A 20,617-nucleotide genomic window follows, 5' to 3' on the forward strand; every position below is an offset into this window, starting at 1 on the left:
TCACGGGCCCGCCCCCACCAGCGGCTCGGTGTTCCGCTGCTCGGGGACATCGATGCGGGAGGCGACGTACGGGGCCTCGGTCGTTGGCAGGGGCTCGGTGGCGCGCACTGCGCGGAAGCACACCACCGCGCAGTTGACCAGGACGATGAGGACCAGCAGCAGGAAGATCGCCATGATCACGCCGTCGACGGTGTTGTTGAGGACGATGGTGTGCATGTCGTCCATGTTCGTGGCGCCCGGCAGCAGCTCGCCGGCGTCGATGGCGTCCGCGTAGACGTCCCGCTGGGCGAAGAAGCCGATCTTCGGGTCGTCCGAGAAGATCTTCTGCCAGCCGGCGGTGAAGGTGACGGCCACGTCCCAGGCCAGTGGGATGCCGGTCACCCATGCCCAGCGCAGTTTGCCCGCCTTGATCAGCATGGTCGTGGTGACGGCCAGGGCGACCGCGGCCAGCAGCTGGTTGGCGATGCCGAACAGCGGGAAGAGCTGCTTGATGCCGCCGAGCGGGTCGGTGACACCGGCGTACAGGAAGTAACCCCAGGCGCCGACGACCAGGGCGCTGGTGATCCAGATGCCCGGCTTCCAGGTGACCCGGCCGATCGGCTTCCAGACGTTGCCCAGCATGTCCTGGAGCATGAAGCGGCCCACGCGGGTGCCCGCGTCCACCGTGGTCAGGATGAACAGGGCTTCGAACATGATGGCGAAGTGGTACCAGAAGGCCTTCATCCCGGCACCGCCGAACACCCCGGCGAAGATCTCCGACATACCGACGGCCAGGGTGGGCGCGCCACCGGAGCGGCCGACCAGGCTGTGCTCCTCGACGGCCTTGGCCGCCGCGGCGAGCTGGTCCGGGGTGATGCTGAAGCCGAGGCTCTTCACCGCTTCCGACGCCGTCTCCACCGTCGGGCCGAGCAGTGCGGCCGGGGAGTTCATCGCGTAGAACAGGCCCGGTTCCAGGACGCAGGCGGCGATCAGCGCCATGACGGCGACGAAGGACTCGGTGAGCATGGAGCCGTACCCGATCACCCGGACCTGGGACTCCTTCTGGATCAGCTTCGGCGTGGTGCCGGAGGAGACCAGGGCGTGGAAGCCGGACAGGGCGCCGCAGGCGATGGTGATGAACAGGAACGGGAAGAGCCCCCCGGCGAACACCGGTCCGGCGCCGGTCGAGGCGAACTCCGTCACCGGCTCGGCCTTGAGGGTCGGGGCGGCGATCACCACGCCGACGGCCATCAGGGCGATGGTGCCCACCTTCATGAAGGTCGACAGGTAGTCACGGGGAGCCAGCAGCATCCACACCGGGAGCACGGAGGCGACGAAGCCGTAGCCGATCAGGCAGAAGACCAGGGTCTCGGGGCTCCAGACGAAGTACCCCGCCATCGACGAGTCCTGGATCCAGCCGCCGCCGAGGATGGCGAGCAGCAGCAGGACCACGCCGATGACACTGGTCTCCACGACCCGGCCCGGCCGCAGGTAGCGCAGGTAGAAGCCCATGAAGAGGGCGATGGGGATGGTCATGGTGACCGAGAAGGTGCCCCAGGCCGACTCGGCCAGCGCGTTGACGACGACCATGGCCAGCACCGCGAGCAGGATGATCATGATCGCGAAGACACCGATCAGTGCCGCCGCACCGCCCACCCTGCCGATCTCGTCCCGGGCCATCTGGCCGAGGCTCTTGCCGTCCCGTCGCATGGAGAGGAAGAGGACGATCATGTCCTGGACCGCGCCGGCGAAGATCACGCCGACGACGATCCAGATCGTGCCCGGCAGATAGCCCATCTGCGCGGCCAGCACCGGACCCACCAGCGGACCGGCGCCGGCGATGGCCGCGAAGTGGTGACCGAACAGCACCCGGCGGTCGGTCGGGTGGTAGTCGACACCGTCCTCCAGCCGCTCGGCCGGGGTGGCGCGGGTGTCGTCGACCTCCAGAACCCGGCGGGCGATGAACCGCGAGTAGAAGCGGTAGGCGATGGCGTACGAGCCGAGGGCCGCCATCACCAGCCACACGGCGGAGATCTCCTCGTCGCGGGAGAGCGCGAGGACACCCCAGCCGACCGCGCCGACGAGGGCGACGGCGGTCCATACGAGGATCGACCTGGGGGTCATGCGGGACCGCCGGGGCGGTGGTCCCGCGGGCGCCGGCAGAGCAGATCCGGGCATGGCTGACGTAGACATGGCGACTCCTCACCTGGAGCGGTGTGTCGGGTGGTGCTGCGAAGGGGTTGCGGAGGGCGCGATCAGGGACCGTGACGGTCGTCGTGCCGTGTCAGCGCGTACGCCGCGAGCAGGCAGAGGCCGCACCCCGGTATCCAGGCGAGCTGGTACCAGTAGAAGAACGGCGTTCCCCCCAGCCCCGGGCTCGCACCGGCGTACCAGGGGACCCACAGCAGTCCCGCGGCGGGAGCGAGCAACAGGAGGGCGACGGCCACGCGTCGCAGCCGTGGATGGCCGGTCCGTGCCATGGCCTGTGCTCCTCTCCCGTTCGCTGTCGGTCTGTGCAAGAGTTGCGCTTCCGCCGAGAACGGTTGACAGCGGATGTCCAGAAGATTTCCCACCGGTTTTCTTTCCTCTCCTGTCCTCCGAACCGGCCGCTCGCGCAACCAGCAGGCGAGGGTCCAGGCACACCAAGGACGGTGACCCATGGCGGATGGCGCCATGACCACGACGTTCCTCGCCGTGATCGGCGGAGCGTCGCTGCTCGCTGTCACCGCGCGCCGTCTGCGCCCCGTCGACCGGCTGCCGTCCCTGGAGGGCTGGGCGCTCGCCGACCGCAGCCTCGGACCGGGGTGGACCTGGCTGCTGCTGGGCGGCACGATCTTCACCGCGTACACGTTCACCGCCGTCCCCGGACTGGCGTACGGCAACGGCGCGCCCGCGTTCTTCGCGGTGCCGTACACGGTGATCGTCTGTCCGCTCGCCTTCGTCCTGCTGACCCGCCTGTGGTCGGTGGCCCGCCGCCACGGGTACGTCACGGCCGCCGACTTCGTGCGCGGGCGCTACGGTTCACCGCCGCTGGCGCTCGTGGTGGCGCTGACCGGGATCCTCGCGACGATGCCGTACCTGGCGCTGCAACTGCTCGGCATACGGGCCGTGCTCACGGCCGGGGGCCTCTATCCCCGGGGAGCGGCCGGCGACCTGGTGATGGTGGCGCTGTTCGCGGGGCTGGCCGTGGCCACGTACCGGCACGGGCTGCGCGCGCCGACGGTGATCTCGGCGCTCAAGGCGGTGGCCGTGTTCGTCTCGCTCACGGCCGTGTGCTGGCTGGTCCTGGAACGGCTCGGCGGGCCGGGCGCGGTGTTCGAGAAGGCGGCGCGGCGGCTGGCCGGGACGGACACGGCCGGCTCCGCCCTGCTGCTCACCCCCGAGCAGCAGCCCGCCTACGCCACCCTCGCGCTGGGCTCGGCGCTCGCGCTGCTGATGTACCCGCACGTGCTCACCGCCGGATTCGCCGCCGACAGTCCGCGCACCGTACGCAGGGCCGCCGTGGCGCTGCCGGCCTGGACGGCACTGCTCGCGCTCTTCGGTTTCCTCGGCATCGCGGCGCTCGCCACGGGGGTGCGGGCGCCCGAGGGCGGGGCCGAGGCCGCCGTGCCGATGCTGGTCGACCGGCTGATGCCGGGGCCGCTGGCCGGACTGGTGTTCGGCGCGATCACCGTGGGCGCGCTGGTCCCGGCCGCCGTGATGTCCATCGCGGCCGCCACGAGCTTCGTCCGCAACGTGTACGTCGAGTACGTCCATCCGACGGCCACGCCGAAGCGGCAGGTGCGCATCGCCAAGGCGGTGTCGCTCACCGCGAAGGTGGGGGCCGTGGCGTTCGTGTTCGGGCTGCGCGATCAGGACGCCATCAACCTCCAGTTGCTCGGCGGCGTGTGGATCCTCCAGACCTTCCCGGCGGTCGCCGTCGGGCTGTTCACCGGGTGGCTGCATCCGCGGGCGCTGCTCACCGGGTGGGCCGTGGGCATGGCGTCGGGGACGTACCTGGTGGTGCGCGAGGGTTTCTCCTCGATCGTGCCGCTCGGTACCGGTGCCGGGCCGCTGGAGATCTACGCCGGGCTCGCCGCCCTGCTGCTCAATCTGACCGTCGCGGTGGCCGGTACCGCGGCGCTGACCCGCCTCGGCGTCCCGCGCGGCGCCGACGCGACAGACCTGCCGTCCCGCCTGACCGTCAGGCGGCGCCCGGAGACGGGAGCGAACACTCCGTGAGACGCAGACAGAACACCCCGGTCACCCTGCCACCGGTCCCCGCACCGGCCGCCCCCGCCGAGCCGCTCGCCCCCGCGGTGAGCGATCCGGACGACGTGGAGCGGGAGACCGGCGTCGCCCGTCTCTTCGAGGTGCACTACTCCTCGATGCTGCGCCTCGCCGTCCTGCTCGGCGCGGACGACCCGGAGAACGTGGTGGCCGAGGCGTACTACCAGATCTACCGCAAGTGGCGGCGCCTGCGGGACGCGGCCGCGGCGGAGGCGTATCTGCGCTCGACCGTCTGCAATCTGACCCGGATGCGGATACGGCACCTCCAGGTCGCCCGCCGGCACGAGGACAACCCGCCGGACGAGGCGGTCGCCTCCGCGGAGCACGCGGCGCTGCTGCGCGACGACCAGCGCGTGCTCATCGACGCCCTCCAGCAGTTGCCGCCCCGGCAGCGCGAGGCACTGGTGCTGCGGCACTGGCTCGGTTTGAAGGAGAGCGAGATAGCCGCCGCGATGGGCATCTCCGGCGGCTCCGTCAAGACGCACACGGCACGCGGCATCGCCGCCCTGACCCAGGCGATGGAGGCCCGGCGATGACGCATCACGATGCGACTCCGTCGCGTGGCACCAGCCCCGACCGGACCGAACGTGAGCTGCGCGAGGCGCTCGAGGCCCTGGCAGGCGGGGTGCTTCCCGACCCGGACGCGTACCGCGCGGCACGGGGCGAGTGGCTGCGGCGCGAACGCCGGCGGCGGCTCGTGCTCGCCGTGCTGGTCGCGGTCGTCTTCGCCCTGGCGACCCTGATCGGCCTGTGGGTGCTCAACCAGGCGCCGTCGGACCCCGGTGTCATCTTCAACGGCACAGGCTCCCCGGCCGCCTCGGGCCTGTCACTCCCGCGGCCCCTGCCCTGATTGCCGTGCCGACTTGCCGGGCACCCGCACTCCGTGTACCCGAGCATCGAGGACTACGCGCTCATCGGCGACGAACAGACCGCTGCCCTGGTCGGCACGGACGGATCCGTCGACTGGCTCTGCCTGCCCCGCTTCGACTCGGCCGCCTGCTTCGCCAGGCTGCTCGGCGACGAGGACAACGGCTACTGGCGCATCGCCCCCGTGGGGGCGGACCGGTGCGCCCGGCGCGCCTACCGCCGTGACACCCTCGTCCTGGACACCGAGTGGGAGACCGAGCAGGGAGCGGTCCGGGTCACCGACCTGATGCCCCAGCGCGACCGCGCCCCCGACCTCGTACGCGTCGTCGAGGGCCTGGACGGCGAGGTGACGCTCCACAGCGTCCTCAAGCTGCGCTTCGACTACGGCTCGATCGTGCCCTGGGTACGCCGGGTCGACGGCCACCGCGTCGCCGTCGCCGGCCCCGACTCGACCTGGCTGCGCAGCGAACCGGAGGTGCGCAGCTGGGGCGAGGACTTCGGAACGCACGCGGAGTTCACGGTCAGGAAGGGCGAGAAGGTCGCGTTCGTCCTCACCTGGCACCCCTCCCACGAGGAGCGTCCGCCGCTCGTCGACCCGTACGAGTCGCTGCGCCACAGCGTCGAGGACTGGCGGGCCTGGGCGTCGCGCTGCCGCTACGACGGACCGTACCGTGACGCCGTCGTCCGCTCCCTGATCACCCTCAAGGCGCTCACCTACGCCCCGACCGGCGGCATCGTCGCCGCCGCCACCACCTCACTGCCCGAGGAGCTGGGCGGGGTGCGCAACTGGGACTACCGGTACTGCTGGCTGCGCGACTCCACCCTCACCCTGGGCGCGCTGCTGTCGGCGGGCTACCAGGAGGAGGCCGAGGCGTGGCGGAACTGGCTGCTGCGCGCGGTCGCGGGCGACCCGGCGGACCTCCAGATCATGTACGGCCTGGCGGGCGAGCGACGGCTGCCCGAGTTCGAGCTGCCGTGGCTGTCCGGCTTCGCGAGGTCCGCCCCCGTACGCATCGGGAACGACGCCGTGAAACAGCTTCAGCTGGACGTCTACGGCGAGGTGATGGACTCCCTGTCGCTGGCCCGCATCTCCGGCCTGTCCGCCCAGCCGGACGTGTGGGCGCTGCAGACGGCTCTGATGGACTTCCTGCGGGACAACTGGCGGCAGCCGGACGAGGGGCTGTGGGAGGTGCGCGGCGGCCGGCGCCAGTTCGTGCACTCGAAGGTGATGGTGTGGGTCGCCGCCGACCGTGCCGTACGCACCCTGGAACGCCATCCGGAGCTGGACGGCGACCTGGACGGCTGGCGCGCGCTGCGCGACGAGGTGCACCGCGAGGTGTGCGAGAAGGGCTACGACCCCGAACGCAACACCTTCACGCAGTCCTACGGCTCACGCGAACTGGACGCCGCGCTGCTGCTCATCCCGCGCGTCGGTTTCCTGCCGCCGGACGATCCACGGGTGCTCGGCACCATCGACGCGGTCCGCAAGGAGCTGGACCACGGCGGCTTCCTGCGCCGCTACAGCACCACCGACTCGGACCAGGCGGAGATCGACGGACTGCCCGGCTCCGAGGGCACCTTCCTGGTGTGCTCGTTCTGGCTCGCGGACGCCCTGCACATGACGGGCCGTACGCAGGAGGCCCGGGAGCTGTTCGAGCGGCTGGTGGGACTCGTCAACGACGTCGGCCTGCTGTCCGAGGAGTTCGATCCGGTGACCGGCCGGCAGCTCGGCAACTTCCCGCAGGCGTTCAGCCACATCGGCCTGGTGAACACCGCCCTCGCCCTGTTCGGGGAGGACGGGGCAGGATAGGGACCATGGATCTTGGACTGAAGGACCGGGTGTACGTCGTCACCGGGGCCACGCGGGGCCTCGGCAACGCCTCCGCGCGTGAGCTCGTCGCGGACGGGGCGAAAGTGGTCGTGTCGGGGCGGGACGAGAAGAGTGTCGCCGAGGCGGCGGCCGCGCTGGGCCCGAACGCGGTCGGGGTGGCCGTCGACAACGCCGACCCCGACGCGCCGGCCGTGCTGATCAGGGCCGCGCGGGAGCACTTCGGCCGCTTCAACGGTGTCCTCGTCAGCGTGGGCGGGCCGCCGGCCGGGTTCGTCGCCGACAACACCGACGAGCACTGGCAGGCGGCGTTCGAGTCGGTGTTCCTCGGTGCGGTGCGGCTGGCGCGCGCCGCGTCGGCCGAGTTGGAGGCCGGGGGTGTCATCGGGTTCGTGCTGTCCGGCTCGGTGTACGAGCCGATTCCCGGGCTGACGATCTCGAACGGGCTGCGGCCGGGGCTGGCCGGGTTCGCCAAGTCGCTGTCCGACGAACTGGGGCCGCGGGGGATTCGGGTGGTCGGGGTGCTGCCCGGACGCATCGACACGGATCGCGTGCGCGAGCTGGACGGGTTGTCGGCGGATCCCGAGGCGACCAGGGCGGCGTCGGAGTCGCGTATTCCGCTGCGGCGGTACGGGGCGCCCGAGGAGTTCGGCCGGGTGGCGGCGTTCTTGCTGTCTCCGGCGGCTTCTTACCTGACCGGGGTCATGGTGCCGGTGGACGGCGGCGCGCGCCACGGGTTCTGAGCGCCGTTTTCGTCCAGGGCAGTCAGCTCACCCTCTCGGCACGGTGTTTGACCCCCCGCAGCCGTACCTCCGCCGGCAGTGACGCGAGGCCCGCCGATGTTCTGGCGTGGGTCAGGGCGCCGGTCGTCAGGTCGTGCAGGGCCGTGCCCGGGTCCACGTGCGGTTCCAGTGCGAGCCGTACGCGGGCCTCGGGGGCGCTGCGGCGGCCCGTCAGGTGGGCGTGGGCCCGGCCGACGCCGTCGACCTGGGCCGCCTCCTGGGTGAGCGCGTTCTCCAGGGCCCGGCCGCGCAGCAGGGCGCCCTCGCCGTCGCCGGTGTCCACGAGGACCTCGGCGAGGCGGCGTCGGCGGAGTACCGCGACCAGCCACCACAGGGCGAGCAGCAGGAGAACGGCGAGTACGGCGATGACGGTCGGCCACCACCAGCCGTCGTCCCGCCAGCGGGTGCGTTCGGCGTTGCTCAGCAGCACGTCGCGGCGGCTGTCGTGGATCCACCACGAGGGTGCCGGAGCGCCGAGGCCGACGGCCAGTACGGAGCCGCCCAGCACCAGCAGGACGAGGCCCACCAGCCCGAGGAACACGCGGTTGACGACCCTGAGCATCACTGTCACTCCTTCCGGCCGGGCCGCCGGACGTGCACCGACAGCGCGGGCGTCCGGGAGAGTCCCAGTCCGCGGACCGCGTCGGTGAGCACGGCGTCCAGGTCGGTTCGCACCTCGTCCAGTTCACGGAAGTGCGACACGGCGCGGACGTCCGCCCGCCTCCGGCGCACCCGCACCCGCGCCGACTGCACTCCGGCCACCTCCATGGCCCGGTCGCGCAATGCCGTCGCGGCGGCTTTCCGGTCAAGTCCGGCGCGTACGTCGGCGTGCGTACGCCACATCGGGAGCACGTGCCGCAGGCCCGGCGTGGTGGCCAGGATCAGCAGCCAGAGCCCGAGGGCGGCGGCGACACCGGCCCCGACGAGCACCCAGATGTCGTCGAGGGGCCGGTCGGCGAGCTGCCGGGCCAGCTCCCGGCGCCAGCCCATGACGGGCCGGTCGGCGCGCACGGAGGCGATGTCGTAGAGGAACAGTCCGGCGAGTCCCAGGAGCAGCAGGGCGACGATGCCCGCCGGGACGCGGCGCGCCGACCAGAAGCGGGCTTCACGGCCGCCCTCGCCATCGGGGACGGGCGGCGTTCCGTCCTCGGCCGCCGGCGCGGACCGGTCGGGTCCGGTGCCGGTCTCGGACGTGTCGAGGACCGGCAGGCGCTGTGTGATGCCCTCGGGCTCGGACGGTTCGGTGCCCCGGGGTTCGCTCATCGCGTCCTCCCCTGTACCGCGCCGGGCCCGGCGGCCAGGTGCAGCCGCTCCACCTGGACGACGACCTCCGGCACCTGCATTCCCACCAAGGCGCCTACCCGCTCGACGACTTGGCGACGCACCTGACGGCAGCGCGCGCCGATGTCGCAGGGGTAGTCGAGCTCGACGTGGACCCTGACGTGTACGACGTGGTGGTGGACGACGACGGTGGCGGACGGCCGGCCGGCGCCGGGCGGCAGCGTTCCGACGGCCTCGTGCGCCGCCTGGGAGGCGATCTTCGCGACGACCCGGTCGGCGATCGTGGTCGCGCCCCGCTCGCCCGGCGGGACGACGTTCAGGGGTCTGTCGAGCTCACCGGCCCCCGCGCTCACGGTCGTCACCGCCGGCGTTCACGGGGACGGAAGAAGTCGCCGAAGTCCATGTCCCCGTCCAGGAACCGGCCGACGACGAAGCCGACGGCGCCCAGCGCCGCCACCAGCAGGAAGGCGCCGAATCCGCCGAAGTATCCGGCGAATGCCAGTGCCATGCCGGCGATCATGCCGACGACGGCCATGCTCATGCTGCGCTCCTCAGCTCCTCGGTCGCTGCGTTGTCCGGTCGCGGATGCCTCACTGGATCCGACGCTCCGGTTCCTCTTCCTCCTCGTCCGGCAGCTTCACGTCGCTCACCGCGATGTTGACCTCGACGACCTCGAGGCCCGTCATCCGCTCGACGGCGGTGATGACGTTCTCCCGTACGTCCCGGGCCACATCGGCGATCGACACGCCGTAGTCGACCACGATCTCCAGGTCGAGGGCGGCCTGCACCTCGCCGACCTCGACCTTCACACCGCGCGACACCGCCTTGGCGCCGCCGGGTACGCGGTCGCGTACTGCTCCGAACGTGCGGGACAGGCCGCTGCCCATGGCGTGTACACCGTCCACATCACGTGCGGCGAGCCCGGCGATCTTCTCCACGACGCCGTCCGCGATGGTCGTCCGCCCCCGGGAGCCGGGGTCTCCCCCGCCACGCTTGGTCAGCGGGCTCCGGCGTGCCGCCGCCGTCTCGGTCGCCCCGCCCCGGTTCTCGGTCATGTCAGTCATCGCCGTTCGTCCTTTTCGGTTGTCGTCCTGCGACCACCGTAAGCACGGTTGCGTGGTTCCGCGCTTCTGATGCGGCAGGCTGGAGGAATGACGGCCGACGGGTGGACACAGGCAGTGAGACATCAACTGGGCCTCGGCAGGCTCCTGCCGCTGGGTGAGGCGCGGGACGGCGCGTGGATCGCCGAGCGGGCGGCCGAGGCGGTGCTGCGGCGCGCGGCAAGGGACGCTGCGGGCGTGCGCCTCGAAGCGCTCCGCGTCGCGCTCGCCGATCCGGCGGACATCGGGAGCCCGGCTGTGCCGGCCCCGCCGAGCGCTCTGCCGCCGGGGCCGCTGCGGGTGACGGCGGAGTTCGCGGCCACGGCCTCGCAGCCGCTGCCGACGACGGCGTCGCTGCTGCGGGCGACGCTGGCGACGGCCGCGACGCAGCGGCTCGGTCTGACGGTGACGGAGGTGGATCTGCGGGTGACGGGCCTGCTGGAGGACGAGACGGAACCGCCCGGGCCTCCCGCGCCGCTCCCCGAGCCGCCGCGCGCCGCGCGGGCCGGGGGCGACGACGAGGGCCGCGTCGCCGCCACCGCGCTCAAGGTCCCGGGCGTGCTTCATCTGACCGGGTCGCTGGGCCACCCCGTGCACATCGGGAAGCTGCCGGGCGACGCCGCGCTGCCGCACCGCCACGTCCGGCTGGAACTCGCGGTGCGCGAGGACCACCGGGCCCGGGACGTGGCGCGTGACGTCCGCACCGCGGTGCGGACGTCACTGCCGGACCACCCGACCGTGGCGGTCCTGGTGAGCGGGATCGGCTGAGGCGGATCGGCTGAGGACGCGGCGCCCGTCGTGGGTCCCGGACACCCGCACGGCCGGCGGCGACTCCCCTGGCGACGCCGGGAAGCGGCCCGGCTCAGTCCCCGGCGCCCGCGAGGTCGCGCAGACGGCGGGCCTGGGCCTGGCGTTCCGCGCCGCGCTGGTCCTCGTAGGTGCGGTCCTGCGCGCCACGCAGCAGCGCCTTGGTCTCGATGACCGCGTCGCGGGGCGCGGCGAGCACGGCCGAAGTGAGGTCGCGGACCGTGTCGTCGAGTTCGCCGGCGGGCACGGCCACGTTGGCCAGCCCGGTGTTCACGGCCTCCTCGGCCGTGACGAAGCGCCCGGTCACGCAGATCTCCAGCGCGCGGGCGTATCCGACGAGTCCCACCAGCGGATGCGTGCCCGTCAGGTCGGGCACGAGTCCGAGGCTGGTCTCGCGCATGGCGAACTGCACGTCGTCGGCGACGACGCGCAGGTCGCAGGCGAGGGCGAGCTGGAAGCCCGCCCCGATGGCGTGCCCCTGGACGGCGGCGACGGAGACGATGTCGCTGCGCCGCCACCAGGTGAACGCCTCCTGGTACTCGGCGATGGTCGCGTCCAGCTCGGCGTCGCTCCCACGCGCGAGGTCGATGAACGACGGTTCCCCGTCGAAGCCCTCGGGAGTGAACGCCTGCCGGTCGAGACCGGCCGAGAAGGACTTGCCCTCGGCCCGCAGCACCACGACGCGGACGGAGCCCGGCAGCTGCCGCCCGGCCTCGGTCAGCGCCCGCCACAGAGCGGGGCTCTGCGCGTTGCGCTTGGCCGGGTTGGTCAGCGTCACCGTGGCGATCGCGTCGTCGACGGTGAGTCGTACGCCGTCCTTGTCGAGTACGGGAACGAGGTCCTTGTCGGGCGAAGCCATGGAACGCCTCCGATGTGTGCGGTCAGCTAAGTGACTGCACAGTAACCACCCGGCCGGTCAACCGACCGACCGGGTGGCCACCATCGAAGCCGAGGGGCCACCCGGGGTCAGGCCGTGGCCTTTTTGCCCCGTGTCGCCCCGCCACGCCCTCGCAGCGTGACGCCCGACTCACTGAGCATGCGGTGCACAAAGCCATACGAGCGGCCGGTCTCCTCGGCCAACGCCCGGATGCTCGCACCGGCGTCGTACTTCTTCTTCAGGTCTGCCGCGAGCTTGTCGCGCGCGGCGCCGGTCACCCGGCTGCCCTTCTTCAGAGTCTCGGCCACCCGTGCCTCCTCATGGGAAGTGCGCTCTGGTCTCCTCATGATCACCCCTCCGGGCGCCGATGGCCACCCATTCGGCAAGGTCCGTGAGACAAGGTTGTGACGACGGGAGCGCATCCCCACAAGTGGAATACAGGATTCCGAAGTGTGGCGTCCGTACGGCCGAACGGATTGCCCCGGGAAACCCCAGGTCAGAAAGGCGTCGCGGCCGAGCCCGGAAGAATCGGGGGCTCGGCCGCGAAATCGATGTAGGACACACCTCGGTACGAGGAGATCTCACACAGATGATGGATCACCGCTAGGCCGAATGATCCATACGCCGTTGATCACGCATTCGATCAAGCGAGGGCGACGAGGTCCGCGTAGTCGGAGCCCCACAGGTCCTCGACACCGTCGGGCAGCAGGATGATCCGCTCCGGCTGGAGCGCCTCGACGGCGCCCTCGTCGTGCGTGACGAGGACGACCGCGCCCTTGTACGTGCGCAGCGCGCCGAGGATCTCCTCGCGGCTGGCCGGGTCGAGGTTGTTGGTCGGCTCGTCGAGGAGCAGCACGTTCGCCGAGGACACGACCAGGGTGGCGAGCGCCAGGCGGGTCTTCTCGCCGCCGGAGAGGACACCGGCGGGCTTGTCGACGTCGTCGCCGGAGAACAGGAACGAGCCGAGCGTCTTGCGGACCTCCACCAGGTCCAGGTCGGGGGCGGCCGAGCGCATGTTCTCCAGGACCGTGCGCTCCGGGTCGAGGGTCTCGTGCTCCTGCGCGTAGTAGCCGAGCTTCAGACCGTGGCCGGGGACGACCGCGCCCGTGTCGGGCTGCTCCACGCCGCCCAGCAGCCGCAGCAGGGTGGTCTTGCCGGCGCCGTTGAGGCCGAGGATGACGACGCGGCTGCCCTTGTCGATGGCCAGGTCGACGTCGGTGAAGATCTCCAGCGAGCCGTACGACTTCGACAGGCCCTCGGCCATCAGCGGGGTCTTGCCGCAGGGCGCGGGCTCGGGGAACCGGAGCTTGGCGACCTTGTCGGACTTCCGCTCGGCCTCCAGGCCGGCCAGCAGCTTGTCCGCTCGGCGGGCCATGTTCTGCGCGGCGACGGTCTTGGTGGCCTTGGCCCGCATCTTGTCGGCCTGCGAATGCAGCGCGGAGGCCTTCTTCTCGGCGTTCTGCCGCTCGCGCTTGCGGCGCTTCTCGTCGGCCTCGCGCTGCTGCTGGTAGAGCTTCCAGCCCATGTTGTAGACGTCGATCTGGGCGCGGTTGGCGTCCAGGTAGAACACCTTGTTGACGACCGTCTCGACCAGGTCGACGTCGTGGGAGATCACGATGAAGCCGCCGCGGTAGGTCTTGAGGTAGTCGCGCAGCCAGATGATCGAGTCGGCGTCGAGGTGGTTGGTCGGCTCGTCGAGCAGCAGCGTGTCCGCGTCGGAGAACAGGATCCGGGCCAGCTCGATACGGCGGCGCTGACCGCCGGAGAGCGTGTGCAGGGGCTGGCCGAGCACCCGGTCGGGCAGGTTGAGCGCGGCGGCGATGGTGGCGGCCTCGGCCTCGGCGGCGTACCCGCCCTTGGTGAGGAACTCCGTCTCCTGCCGCTCGTACTGCTTGAGCGCCTTCTCGCGGGTGGACCCCTGGCCGTTGGCGATGCGCTGCTCGTTGTCGCGCATCTTGCGGATCAGTACGTCGAGGCCGCGCGCGGAGAGGATGCGGTCGCGGGCGAGGATGTCGAGGTCGCCGGTGCGGGGGTCCTGCGGGAGGTAGCCGACCTCGCCGGAGCGGGTGATGGTGCCGCCGGCGGGCATGCCCTGGCCGGCCAGGCACTTGGTGAGGGTCGTCTTCCCCGCGCCGTTGCGGCCGACGAGGCCGATGCGGTCGCCCTTGGCGACACGGAAGGTGGCGTTTTCGATGAGGACGCGGGCACCGGCGCGCAGCTCGATACCGGAGGCGGAGATCACGGACAGACTCCAGGGCGATACGGGGGCGATGGGCGGTTGAGGACGTTCCCGCCGTCTAATGCGCGAGGAGAAAGGCCATGGGGGACAGTCTAACGGGGGCGTGCAACCACTTTTTCTGCGTGCGGGAGTTCGGTTCGTCTCGCCGGGTCGTTGTCAGTGGTGGGTGCGAGACTGAGCGGCAGGACCGGATCATCGGATATCCGGCGACCGGGCACGAGGGAGTGATCGGTATGGCAGGCACGTCCGGCGGGCGTCCGAGCATCTACCCGACGCTGCTGTACGCCGACGCGAAGGCGGCGATCCGGCAGCTCACGGAGGCCTTCGGCTTCACGGAGCTGTCGGTGTACGAGGGCGAGGACGGCGCGGTGATGCACGCAGAGCTGGTGCAGGGCAACGGCGCGGTGATGGTCGGCACCAAGGGCACCGGAAGCGTCTTCGACAAGGCGATGAAGAACGCGGGCACGACCGGGGTGTACGTCGTCGTGGACGACGTGGACGCACACCACCGCCGCGCCGTGGATCACGGCGCGGAGATCCTGATGCCCCCGACGGACCAGGACTACGGCTCGCGGGACTACATGGCCCGGGACGTCGAGGGCAACGTGTGGAGCTTCGGGACGTACGCGCCCGAGACAGCGGGCTGACGGCCCACACGGACTAGCTGCCTCCGGTGTGCACCTGGAAGGCGGCTCGGCGTACGGCCTTGGCCAGGGCCGGGTCGGGGTGGGCCGCGGCGAGGGCGACCAGGACCTGCACGGTTCGCGGGTGGCCCACGGCCCGCACCTCGTCCAGCAGCATCGGGATGGTCGGCTGCACGGCGGACTCCAGGTGGCGGACGAGCAGCGGTGCCTCACCGTGGTCGGCGACGGCGGCGGCGGTGTCCACCCACAGCCAGGTCGCCTCCTCGCGGGTGAGCACCTCGTGGGCGTCCTCCGGGTCGGCCCCGTCGTGCTCGGCCAGCCACAGCAGCGCGTACGGCCTGAGCGTCGGCTCGTCCAGCACGGCGCGGACGTCCGGCTCGGCGGGGGCGCCGACCACGCGCAGCGCCTCGAAGGCGAGGCCGCGCAGCAGGGCGTCCTCGCCGCGGGCGGCGCCGAGGAGTTCGGTGACGGCGCTGCCGACGGTACGGGCGGCGAGCCAGGCCCGGTACTCGGCGCGGGCCGCGTTCGGGCGCAGTTGGGCGCAGCCGCGGAGCATGTCCTCGGCGGCCTGCTCGATGTTCCCGGCGGGGCTCTGCGCGGCGACGCAGATCTGCTCCAGCTTGACCCAGACGGCCCAGTTGCCGAGCGGGGTGAGCGTGGCGTGGCCGTCGCCGTAGGTGAGGGCGCCGACGGAGGCGAGGGCGCGCAGGGCCCAGTCGAGGAGCGGGGCGAGCGGGGCGTCGGTGGGCGCCGGTTCGGCCGGAGGCTCGGGCTGCGGGCCGTAGGGGATCTCGCAGCGTGCCGTGCGCAGCTCGGTGACGCGCTGCTCCAGGAGGTCGAGGAGCTGCTCCACGGGGACGGGGCCGGCGGACAGCTGCAGGAACGAGAGCACCTGCGGCATGGCCGAGACGACCTCGGCGACGGCGGCGGGCTCGTGGGCCTCGGGTTCCGGACAAGCGAGCGACCAGGCGTCGAAGAGGGCGACCCAGCCGCGCAGTACGGCGCTGTCGTCGCGGTCCCAGGCGCGCAGCCGCCAGCCGGGGCGGGCGCTGTCGCCGTGGACCTCGACGAGACCGGCGAGCCTGGCGGTGTCCCAGTCGGCTCTGACCTGATCCGGGGTCAGGCCCAGCTCGCGGGCCGCCCGTTCGGCGGTCGCGTCGGAGAGGGTGGCCTTGCCGTCGGCGGTGGCGCTGCCCCGGCCGGGGCCGAGCTCGGTGTCGGCCCAGCGGGCGACGCGGGCCGCGTCGGCCAGACCTGAGCGTGCCATTCTGGCCAGCTCCGCCGGTGCGGGGGTGCCCTCCGGGGGGCGCGGGGCGGGTCGGCGCGAGCGCCGCTGGTTCATCGCTCTGGGGGCTGCGGCCAGGGGTCGCGGGCGGACGAGTCGAAGCCTGGAGTCGCGCGGGATACGGGACGTCACGGGGGCAGTCTCCCGGTTGACGGTCCGAAAACCCAAACGGAATGTCACGGCGGGCGACGGGGATGGCCAACGCACGGGGTCCCGTGAGTGGTCGAGGGGCGCGAACAGGCCAGTGGTACGACGCTAAACGGAATCATCACCACCGGTCGCCAGGGAGCGGGTCGGGACGTGGTTGCGCCGGGGCGAAGGGGGCGTGAACGGGGGGTGTGCGAGGCCAGAGGGTCACATGAGAGGTGTCAGGAAGCGCCGCAGCGCCTCCTCGTAGCCCTGCGGGTCGGCGTTCCACATCGCTCCGTGGGGCGCGTGGCCGACGGTGCGGAGGGCGACCACGTCGGGACGGGCGTCGGCGAGCCGGCGGGAGAGCTGCCAGGGTGCCACGGTGTCGTCCGGTCCGTGGAAGACGAGCGCCGGGACCCGGAGGCCGTCGGAGGGGTCCGTGCCAGGGCCGCGGTCGCCGTACATGCCGGTACGGCCCTGTGCGGCGCGGACGGCCAGGGGCAGCAGCGCGCCCGGGGTGCGGCGGGCCGCGGCGAGGGCGCGCAGGGTGGTCTCCCAGCTGAGCACCGGGGAGTCCAGGACGAGCCCGGAGACGCGGTCGCGCAGTCCCGAGTGCGCGGCGGCGCGCAGGGCCATGGTGGCGCCGGTGGACCAGCCGTGCAGGACGACCTGCCGGGCGCCGTAGCGCACGGCGTAGCGGATCGCGGCGTCGAGGTCGCGCCACTCGGTCTCGCCGAGGTGGTTCAGGCCGTCGGGCGGGCGGGGTGCGCCCAGGTCGCCGCGGTAGGCGAGGGCGAGCACCGGGAAGCGGTTGCGGTGCAGGAACCCCATGACGTTCATGGCGAGTTCCCGGGTGGTGCCCAGGCCGTGCACGGCGATCACCCAGGTGTCCCGGTCCCCCGGCACGAACCACGCGGGCAGGGCGCCGAGTTCGCCGGGGATGTCGATGTCGGCGTGTTCGAGGCCGAGGGCGGAGCTCGGGTTGCCGACGTACACGTTCGGCGTGAGCCAGGCCTTGTCTCCGGGTTTCAGCGTGCCGTGCGTGACCCGCTCCAGGCGGCGTACGACGGTGTCGGCGGGGTGCGGGGTGTTGGCCAGGACGGGGCCGACGACCGCGTGGGAGCCGTTGCCGGACAGGCCGTAGCGGCCGGGCCGCAGGGCGGCCAGGTCCCGGGTGAGGCTGATCTGCCCCGCGGCGGTGCCGTGCACGGTGAGCCGGGGTTCGGTGGGCAGGGGCCGGCCGGGAGGCGCCTTGAGCGCGGCGCCACTGGCGTACCGTCCGGCGGCCACGGCGGCGGCGCCGACCCCGATCACGGCGGTGACGGCAGCGGCCGCCGCTCTGACAGTACGCACGACTCCAGTGTCCTGGCGGACCGGGCGAGCGACCAGTGGGAGACAGCGGCGGGGTGAGGGGCGCGGGGAGCGGGGAGGGGCGCGGCGTGACGTAGGGAGTCGGCGGGCGGTGGCTGCGTCCGGAGGGCGGGGCGCGGGCGCGCGGCCGTGCCGGCGGCTGCGCCCGGAGGGCAGGGCACGGCAGGGGGCAGTGCGGCGGCCACGCCCGGAGAGCGGGGGGCGAGGGTGCTGTGGTTGTGTCTGAAGGGAGGGCGCGCGCATCCCACAGCCACCCCGGGGGACGCCAGAGCCGGCGGCGTGACCGACGCGAAGGTCGGCGGTGCCGGGGAGCGTCCCCGGCCCGTGGGCCGAGGCGGACGGGTCGGGACGGGCCCGTGGGGACACCCGGCGGCACCGGGTGTCCGGGGTGGAGCGTCAGCGGCGTTGGCCGTAGCCGCGGAGTCGTTCCTGTACCTCCGCCAGTTGCTCCTCGGACAGCAGGCTCGGGGACAGGCCCGGTACCGATGTGGCGGTCAGCCACAGGCGGCACATCCACTCCAGCTGGGCAGTGCGGTCGTAGGCCTGGTCCAGTGACGCGCCGTGGGTGACGGTGCCGTGGTTCTGGAGGAGGCAGCCGGAGCGGTCGGCGAGGGCGCGGAGCATGTTCTCGGCCAACTCGTCGGTGCCGTACGTGGCATACGGGGCGACCCGGACGGGCCCGCCGAGCGCGGCGGCCATGTAGTGGATCAGCGGCAGCTCCGACACGAGCGTCGAGACGGCCGTCGCGTGCACGGCGTGGGTGTGGACGACGGCACGGGCGCCCGTCGTGCGGTAGACCGCGAGGTGCATGGGCAGCTCGCTGGTCGGGACGAGCGTGCCGAGAACCTGCCGGCCGTCGAGTCCGACGCCGGTCACGTCGTCCGGCTTCAGCCGGTCGTAGGGGACGCCCGACGGCGTGACCAGGACCGTGTCCCCGACGCGCACCGAGACGTTCCCCGACGTGCCGACGACGAGGCCGTCGGAGACGGTCCGGCGAGCCGTCGTGACGAGTTCCTCCCAGGCCCGCGCCTCCTCGGGGCGCACACCCCTGCGCCGCGACTCCCCCACATCCGGTCCACCGCCCCGGACGTCCCCCGCGCCTCGCCCGTCGCCTCGCTGCTCAGCCATGCGGCGATCCTGCCAGGCAGGCCCCCAACGCGCCGCCGGACGGGGCACTTCAGGCCGGAAGCCGAGCATCCGTAAGGGCGCATATCTATACAAGCACCTATAAAACTCGCCTAACCGGCGACATCCGGGCATTCCATGATCTTCCAGGGCCGCCGACCACCCCTCGTGGATCGCCCGCCACGACGCCGCGAGCGCGGGCGCACTGCCGGCCGACTGACCCTCGTGGACCTTCTGGCCGTACGGCAACGGCTCCGGAAGTCTGCCGGGTGACCAGAATCTCTTCGACGGGTCACCCGATCGGCTGAAACAGGTGGCGCGCGGGGCCTGGCCCTTGGGGGCGCGGGGAGCCTGACAGCAGGGCGGAACGACAACCTCGACGGTGGACACCCCTGCGCCCCTCCCAGTTCATCTTCCGTTCACTCGGGTTATCTACGTTCGTCCAGCCAATGACCTCGAACGATTGCCTGGGTAAATGGAAAGCTTCTCGCTGATCCTCGCGATTGTGGTGGTAACCGCACTCGCGTTCGATTTCACGAACGGTTTCCACGACACCGCGAACGCGATGGCCACGACCATTTCCACGGGTGCCATGAGGCCCAAGGTCGCCGTCGCCATGTCCGCCGTCCTCAACCTGGTCGGCGCCTTCCTGTCCGTGGAAGTCGCCAACACGATCTCCAAGGGTCTCGTCGACGAGTCCGGCATCCGTCCCGAGGTCATCTTCGCCGCCCTGGTCGGCGCGATCCTCTGGAACCTGCTGACCTGGCTGGTCGGCCTGCCGTCCAGCTCCTCTCACGCCCTGATGGGCGGCCTGATCGGTGCCACGATCGCCTCGGCCGGCGTCGGCGCGGTGCACGGTGACGTCCTGGTCACCAAGGTGCTGATCCCGGCGATCGCCGCCCCGCTGGTCGCGGGCGTCGCGGCGCTGCTCGCCACACGGCTGACGTACTCCCTCGGCAAGAAGGCCGACGGCAAGGCCTCCGCGAAGGGCTACCGCGCCGGCCAGATCGCCTCCGCGGGCCTGGTCTCGCTGGCCCACGGCACCAACGACGCCCAGAAGACGATGGGTGTCATCACCCTCGCCCTGGTCGCCGGCGGCGCCGTCGCCCCCGACTCCGACCCGCCCATGTGGGTCATCCTCTCCGCGGGCATCGCCATCGCGCTCGGCACGTACCTCGGCGGCTGGCGCATCATCCGCACCATGGGCAAGGGCCTGACCGACCTCCAGCCGCAGCAGGGCTTCGCCGCCCAGACCAGCGCGGCGACGGTCATCCTGGCCTCCTCCCACCTCGGTTTCTCGCTCTCCACGACCCACTCCGTGTCCGGCTCCGTGATGGGCGCGGGCCTCGGCCGCAAGGGCGGCGTCGTCCGCTGGTCGACGGCGACGCGGATGTTCGTCGCGTGGGGCCTGACGCTGCCGGCGGCGGCCCTGGTGGCCGCGCTCGCCGAGTACGTCACCGGCTTCGGCAGCTGGGGCACCGCGGTGGTGGCCGTCTTCCTCGTCGCCTCCAGCGCGGCGATCTGGAAGATCTCGCGGCGTGAGGTCGTCGACCACACCAACGTCAACGACACCGACGAGGCGGAGCCGGCCGGTGTGGTGACCACGGCCATGGCCGCGGTGACGCCGCCGCCGACCGGCTCGGCGACGGAGGACCCGGTGCCGTCCTTCCCGGCCCAGGCCGCCGCCGAGCGGACGCCCTCGACGACCACCACGGTCTGACCCGCCGACCGGTAACAAGGAAGAGTCTCCGATATGAAGATCGACTGGGCGGCCCTCGGCTCCGTCTTCGGCGTCAGCCTCGTGGTCACCGTGGCCCTCGTGGGCCTGTTCACCCTCGGCATCACCGGCCTGTCCCGCCGCGAGCGGGCGGTGGCCGCCGGCGGCTCCGCGGGGCTTGCCGTGACGGGCGCCTACGCGTGCTTCGCGGCGTGTGCGGCGGCCGTCGGGTACGGGATCTATCTGATCGTGGCCTGACCACGGTCACTTCTGCCGGGCGGTGCGGGACTTCGGTCCTGTGCCGCCCGGTTGTCGTG

22 protein-coding genes are annotated in these 20,617 nt (G+C 72.2%); 9 read left to right on the top strand and 13 right to left on the bottom strand.

From position 1 onward, the window contains the following. Positions 1-2,157 carry a carbon starvation CstA family protein gene (locus tag HDA41_RS08870; RefSeq protein ID WP_311772200.1) on the bottom strand — a complete coding sequence of 719 codons (2,157 nt, stop codon included), beginning with the start codon at positions 2,155-2,157 and terminating at the stop codon, positions 1-3. A gap of 77 nt (positions 2,158-2,234) precedes the next feature. Continuing rightward, positions 2,235-2,459, bottom strand: coding sequence for a DUF3311 domain-containing protein (locus tag HDA41_RS08875; RefSeq protein WP_184982290.1), 225 nt, complete (start codon positions 2,457-2,459; stop codon positions 2,235-2,237). Positions 2,460-2,637: 178 nt separating this feature from the next. On the opposite strand from HDA41_RS08875, the gene HDA41_RS08880 reads away from it, so the two are divergent. From HDA41_RS08880 to HDA41_RS08900, 5 genes are read left to right on the top strand one after another with little or no spacing between them, the layout of a single operon-like run. Further along, positions 2,638-4,200 (top strand): sodium:solute symporter family protein, encoded by a 1,563-nt coding sequence (locus tag HDA41_RS08880; RefSeq protein WP_184982291.1) that lies wholly within the window; start codon positions 2,638-2,640, stop codon positions 4,198-4,200. Further along, positions 4,197-4,784 (top strand): SigE family RNA polymerase sigma factor, encoded by a 588-nt coding sequence (locus tag HDA41_RS08885; protein WP_184982292.1) that lies wholly within the window; start codon positions 4,197-4,199, stop codon positions 4,782-4,784. Before HDA41_RS08880 ends, HDA41_RS08885 begins: the two co-directional genes overlap by 4 nt. After that, positions 4,781-5,098, top strand: coding sequence for a hypothetical protein (locus HDA41_RS08890; RefSeq protein WP_184982294.1), 318 nt, complete (start codon positions 4,781-4,783; stop codon positions 5,096-5,098). Before HDA41_RS08885 ends, HDA41_RS08890 begins: the two co-directional genes overlap by 4 nt. A 33-nt stretch (positions 5,099-5,131) precedes the next feature. Beyond that, entirely contained in the window at positions 5,132-6,925 is a 1,794-nt protein-coding gene (locus tag HDA41_RS08895; RefSeq protein ID WP_184982296.1) for a glycoside hydrolase family 15 protein, read from the top strand. A 5-nt stretch (positions 6,926-6,930) separates the two neighbouring features. Beyond that, entirely contained in the window at positions 6,931-7,686 is a 756-nt protein-coding gene (locus HDA41_RS08900; protein WP_184982298.1) for an SDR family oxidoreductase, read from the top strand. Between the two features lie 22 nt (positions 7,687-7,708). Here HDA41_RS08900 and amaP read toward each other — a convergent pair whose 3' ends face one another. The 5 genes from amaP to HDA41_RS08925 are packed head-to-tail and all read right to left on the bottom strand — an operon-like array spanning position 7,709 to position 10,070. Next, positions 7,709-8,287 carry an alkaline shock response membrane anchor protein AmaP gene (amaP, locus tag HDA41_RS08905; protein ID WP_221511463.1) on the bottom strand — a complete coding sequence of 193 codons (579 nt, stop codon included), beginning with the start codon at positions 8,285-8,287 and terminating at the stop codon, positions 7,709-7,711. 5 nt (positions 8,288-8,292) lie between these two features. Then, positions 8,293-8,988, bottom strand: a complete 696-nt coding sequence (locus tag HDA41_RS08910) for a DUF6286 domain-containing protein (RefSeq protein ID WP_184982302.1) — start codon at positions 8,986-8,988, stop codon at positions 8,293-8,295. Beyond that, positions 8,985-9,368, bottom strand: a complete 384-nt coding sequence (locus HDA41_RS08915; RefSeq protein WP_184982304.1) for a hypothetical protein — start codon at positions 9,366-9,368, stop codon at positions 8,985-8,987. The genes HDA41_RS08910 and HDA41_RS08915 overlap by 4 nt, the downstream gene beginning before the upstream one ends. Beyond that, positions 9,365-9,547 (bottom strand): hypothetical protein, encoded by a 183-nt coding sequence (locus tag HDA41_RS08920; RefSeq protein ID WP_184982306.1) that lies wholly within the window; start codon positions 9,545-9,547, stop codon positions 9,365-9,367. The genes HDA41_RS08915 and HDA41_RS08920 overlap by 4 nt, the downstream gene beginning before the upstream one ends. 49 nt (positions 9,548-9,596) lie before the next feature. Further along, positions 9,597-10,070: an Asp23/Gls24 family envelope stress response protein gene (locus tag HDA41_RS08925; protein ID WP_184982308.1), complete on the bottom strand. Its 474-nt coding sequence runs from the start codon at positions 10,068-10,070 to the stop codon at positions 9,597-9,599. Between the two features lie 87 nt (positions 10,071-10,157). Here HDA41_RS08925 and HDA41_RS08930 point away from each other — a divergent pair, with 87 nt between their 5' ends. Beyond that, a complete protein-coding gene (locus tag HDA41_RS08930; protein ID WP_184982310.1) occupies positions 10,158-10,874 on the top strand; it encodes a nucleopolyhedrovirus P10 family protein in 717 nt (238 codons plus the stop codon). Between the two features lie 94 nt (positions 10,875-10,968). On the opposite strand, the gene HDA41_RS08935 is transcribed toward HDA41_RS08930, so the two are convergent. The 3 genes from HDA41_RS08935 to HDA41_RS08945 form a co-directional block, all read right to left on the bottom strand. Continuing rightward, positions 10,969-11,772, bottom strand: coding sequence for an enoyl-CoA hydratase/isomerase family protein (locus HDA41_RS08935; RefSeq protein ID WP_184982312.1), 804 nt, complete (start codon positions 11,770-11,772; stop codon positions 10,969-10,971). Positions 11,773-11,879: 107 nt separating this feature from the next. Beyond that, positions 11,880-12,098, bottom strand: a complete 219-nt coding sequence (locus tag HDA41_RS08940; protein WP_010037790.1) for a helix-turn-helix domain-containing protein — start codon at positions 12,096-12,098, stop codon at positions 11,880-11,882. A gap of 335 nt (positions 12,099-12,433) precedes the next feature. Beyond that, complete coding sequence (locus tag HDA41_RS08945) at positions 12,434-14,032, bottom strand: ABC-F family ATP-binding cassette domain-containing protein (RefSeq protein WP_184982314.1); 1,599 nt, start codon at positions 14,030-14,032, stop codon at positions 12,434-12,436. 230 nt (positions 14,033-14,262) lie between these two features. On the opposite strand from HDA41_RS08945, the gene HDA41_RS08950 reads away from it, so the two are divergent. Further along, positions 14,263-14,676, top strand: coding sequence for a VOC family protein (locus tag HDA41_RS08950; RefSeq protein WP_184982316.1), 414 nt, complete (start codon positions 14,263-14,265; stop codon positions 14,674-14,676). 13 nt (positions 14,677-14,689) lie between these two features. Here HDA41_RS08950 and HDA41_RS08955 read toward each other — a convergent pair whose 3' ends face one another. From HDA41_RS08955 to HDA41_RS08965, 3 genes are all read right to left on the bottom strand, one after another. After that, on the bottom strand, positions 14,690-16,090 hold the full coding sequence (locus tag HDA41_RS08955) for a hypothetical protein (protein WP_184982318.1): 1,401 nt from the start codon (positions 16,088-16,090) through the stop codon (positions 14,690-14,692). Between the two features lie 222 nt (positions 16,091-16,312). Continuing rightward, complete coding sequence (locus HDA41_RS08960) at positions 16,313-17,440, bottom strand: alpha/beta hydrolase (RefSeq protein ID WP_184982320.1); 1,128 nt, start codon at positions 17,438-17,440, stop codon at positions 16,313-16,315. 414 nt (positions 17,441-17,854) lie between these two features. Continuing rightward, positions 17,855-18,586: a class II aldolase/adducin family protein gene (locus tag HDA41_RS08965; RefSeq protein WP_184982322.1), complete on the bottom strand. Its 732-nt coding sequence runs from the start codon at positions 18,584-18,586 to the stop codon at positions 17,855-17,857. 472 nt (positions 18,587-19,058) lie between these two features. Between HDA41_RS08965 and HDA41_RS08970 the strand changes: the two genes are divergently transcribed. Together HDA41_RS08970 and HDA41_RS08975 are read left to right on the top strand one after the other, a co-directional pair. Further along, on the top strand, positions 19,059-20,303 hold the full coding sequence (locus HDA41_RS08970) for an inorganic phosphate transporter (RefSeq protein ID WP_184982324.1): 1,245 nt from the start codon (positions 19,059-19,061) through the stop codon (positions 20,301-20,303). A 33-nt stretch (positions 20,304-20,336) separates the two neighbouring features. Next, positions 20,337-20,558 (top strand): hypothetical protein, encoded by a 222-nt coding sequence (locus HDA41_RS08975; RefSeq protein WP_086606028.1) that lies wholly within the window; start codon positions 20,337-20,339, stop codon positions 20,556-20,558. The last annotated feature ends 59 nt before the right edge of the window (positions 20,559-20,617 follow it).

Source organism: Streptomyces caelestis (assembly GCF_014205255.1).
GTDB classification, from domain to species: domain Bacteria; phylum Actinomycetota; class Actinomycetes; order Streptomycetales; family Streptomycetaceae; genus Streptomyces; species Streptomyces caelestis.

Coding starts and splice junctions, on each gene's coding strand:
- amaP (WP_221511463.1), bottom strand. CDS start 8,287: ATGCTCAGGGTCGTCAACCGCGTGTTCCTCGGGCTGGTGGGCCTCGTC.
- HDA41_RS08910 (WP_184982302.1), bottom strand. CDS start 8,988: ATGAGCGAACCCCGGGGCACCGAACCGTCCGAGCCCGAGGGCATCACA.
- HDA41_RS08880 (WP_184982291.1), top strand. CDS start 2,638: ATGGCGGATGGCGCCATGACCACGACGTTCCTCGCCGTGATCGGCGGA.
- HDA41_RS08900 (WP_184982298.1), top strand. CDS start 6,931: ATGGATCTTGGACTGAAGGACCGGGTGTACGTCGTCACCGGGGCCACG.
- HDA41_RS08875 (WP_184982290.1), bottom strand. CDS start 2,459: ATGGCACGGACCGGCCATCCACGGCTGCGACGCGTGGCCGTCGCCCTC.
- HDA41_RS08970 (WP_184982324.1), top strand. CDS start 19,059: ATGGAAAGCTTCTCGCTGATCCTCGCGATTGTGGTGGTAACCGCACTC.
- HDA41_RS08935 (WP_184982312.1), bottom strand. CDS start 11,772: ATGGCTTCGCCCGACAAGGACCTCGTTCCCGTACTCGACAAGGACGGC.
- HDA41_RS08925 (WP_184982308.1), bottom strand. CDS start 10,070: ATGACTGACATGACCGAGAACCGGGGCGGGGCGACCGAGACGGCGGCG.
- HDA41_RS08965 (WP_184982322.1), bottom strand. CDS start 18,586: ATGGCTGAGCAGCGAGGCGACGGGCGAGGCGCGGGGGACGTCCGGGGC.
- HDA41_RS08920 (WP_184982306.1), bottom strand. CDS start 9,547: ATGAGCATGGCCGTCGTCGGCATGATCGCCGGCATGGCACTGGCATTC.
- HDA41_RS08870 (WP_311772200.1), bottom strand. CDS start 2,157: ATGCCCGGATCTGCTCTGCCGGCGCCCGCGGGACCACCGCCCCGGCGG.
- HDA41_RS08890 (WP_184982294.1), top strand. CDS start 4,781: ATGACGCATCACGATGCGACTCCGTCGCGTGGCACCAGCCCCGACCGG.
- HDA41_RS08930 (WP_184982310.1), top strand. CDS start 10,158: ATGACGGCCGACGGGTGGACACAGGCAGTGAGACATCAACTGGGCCTC.
- HDA41_RS08975 (WP_086606028.1), top strand. CDS start 20,337: ATGAAGATCGACTGGGCGGCCCTCGGCTCCGTCTTCGGCGTCAGCCTC.
- HDA41_RS08950 (WP_184982316.1), top strand. CDS start 14,263: ATGGCAGGCACGTCCGGCGGGCGTCCGAGCATCTACCCGACGCTGCTG.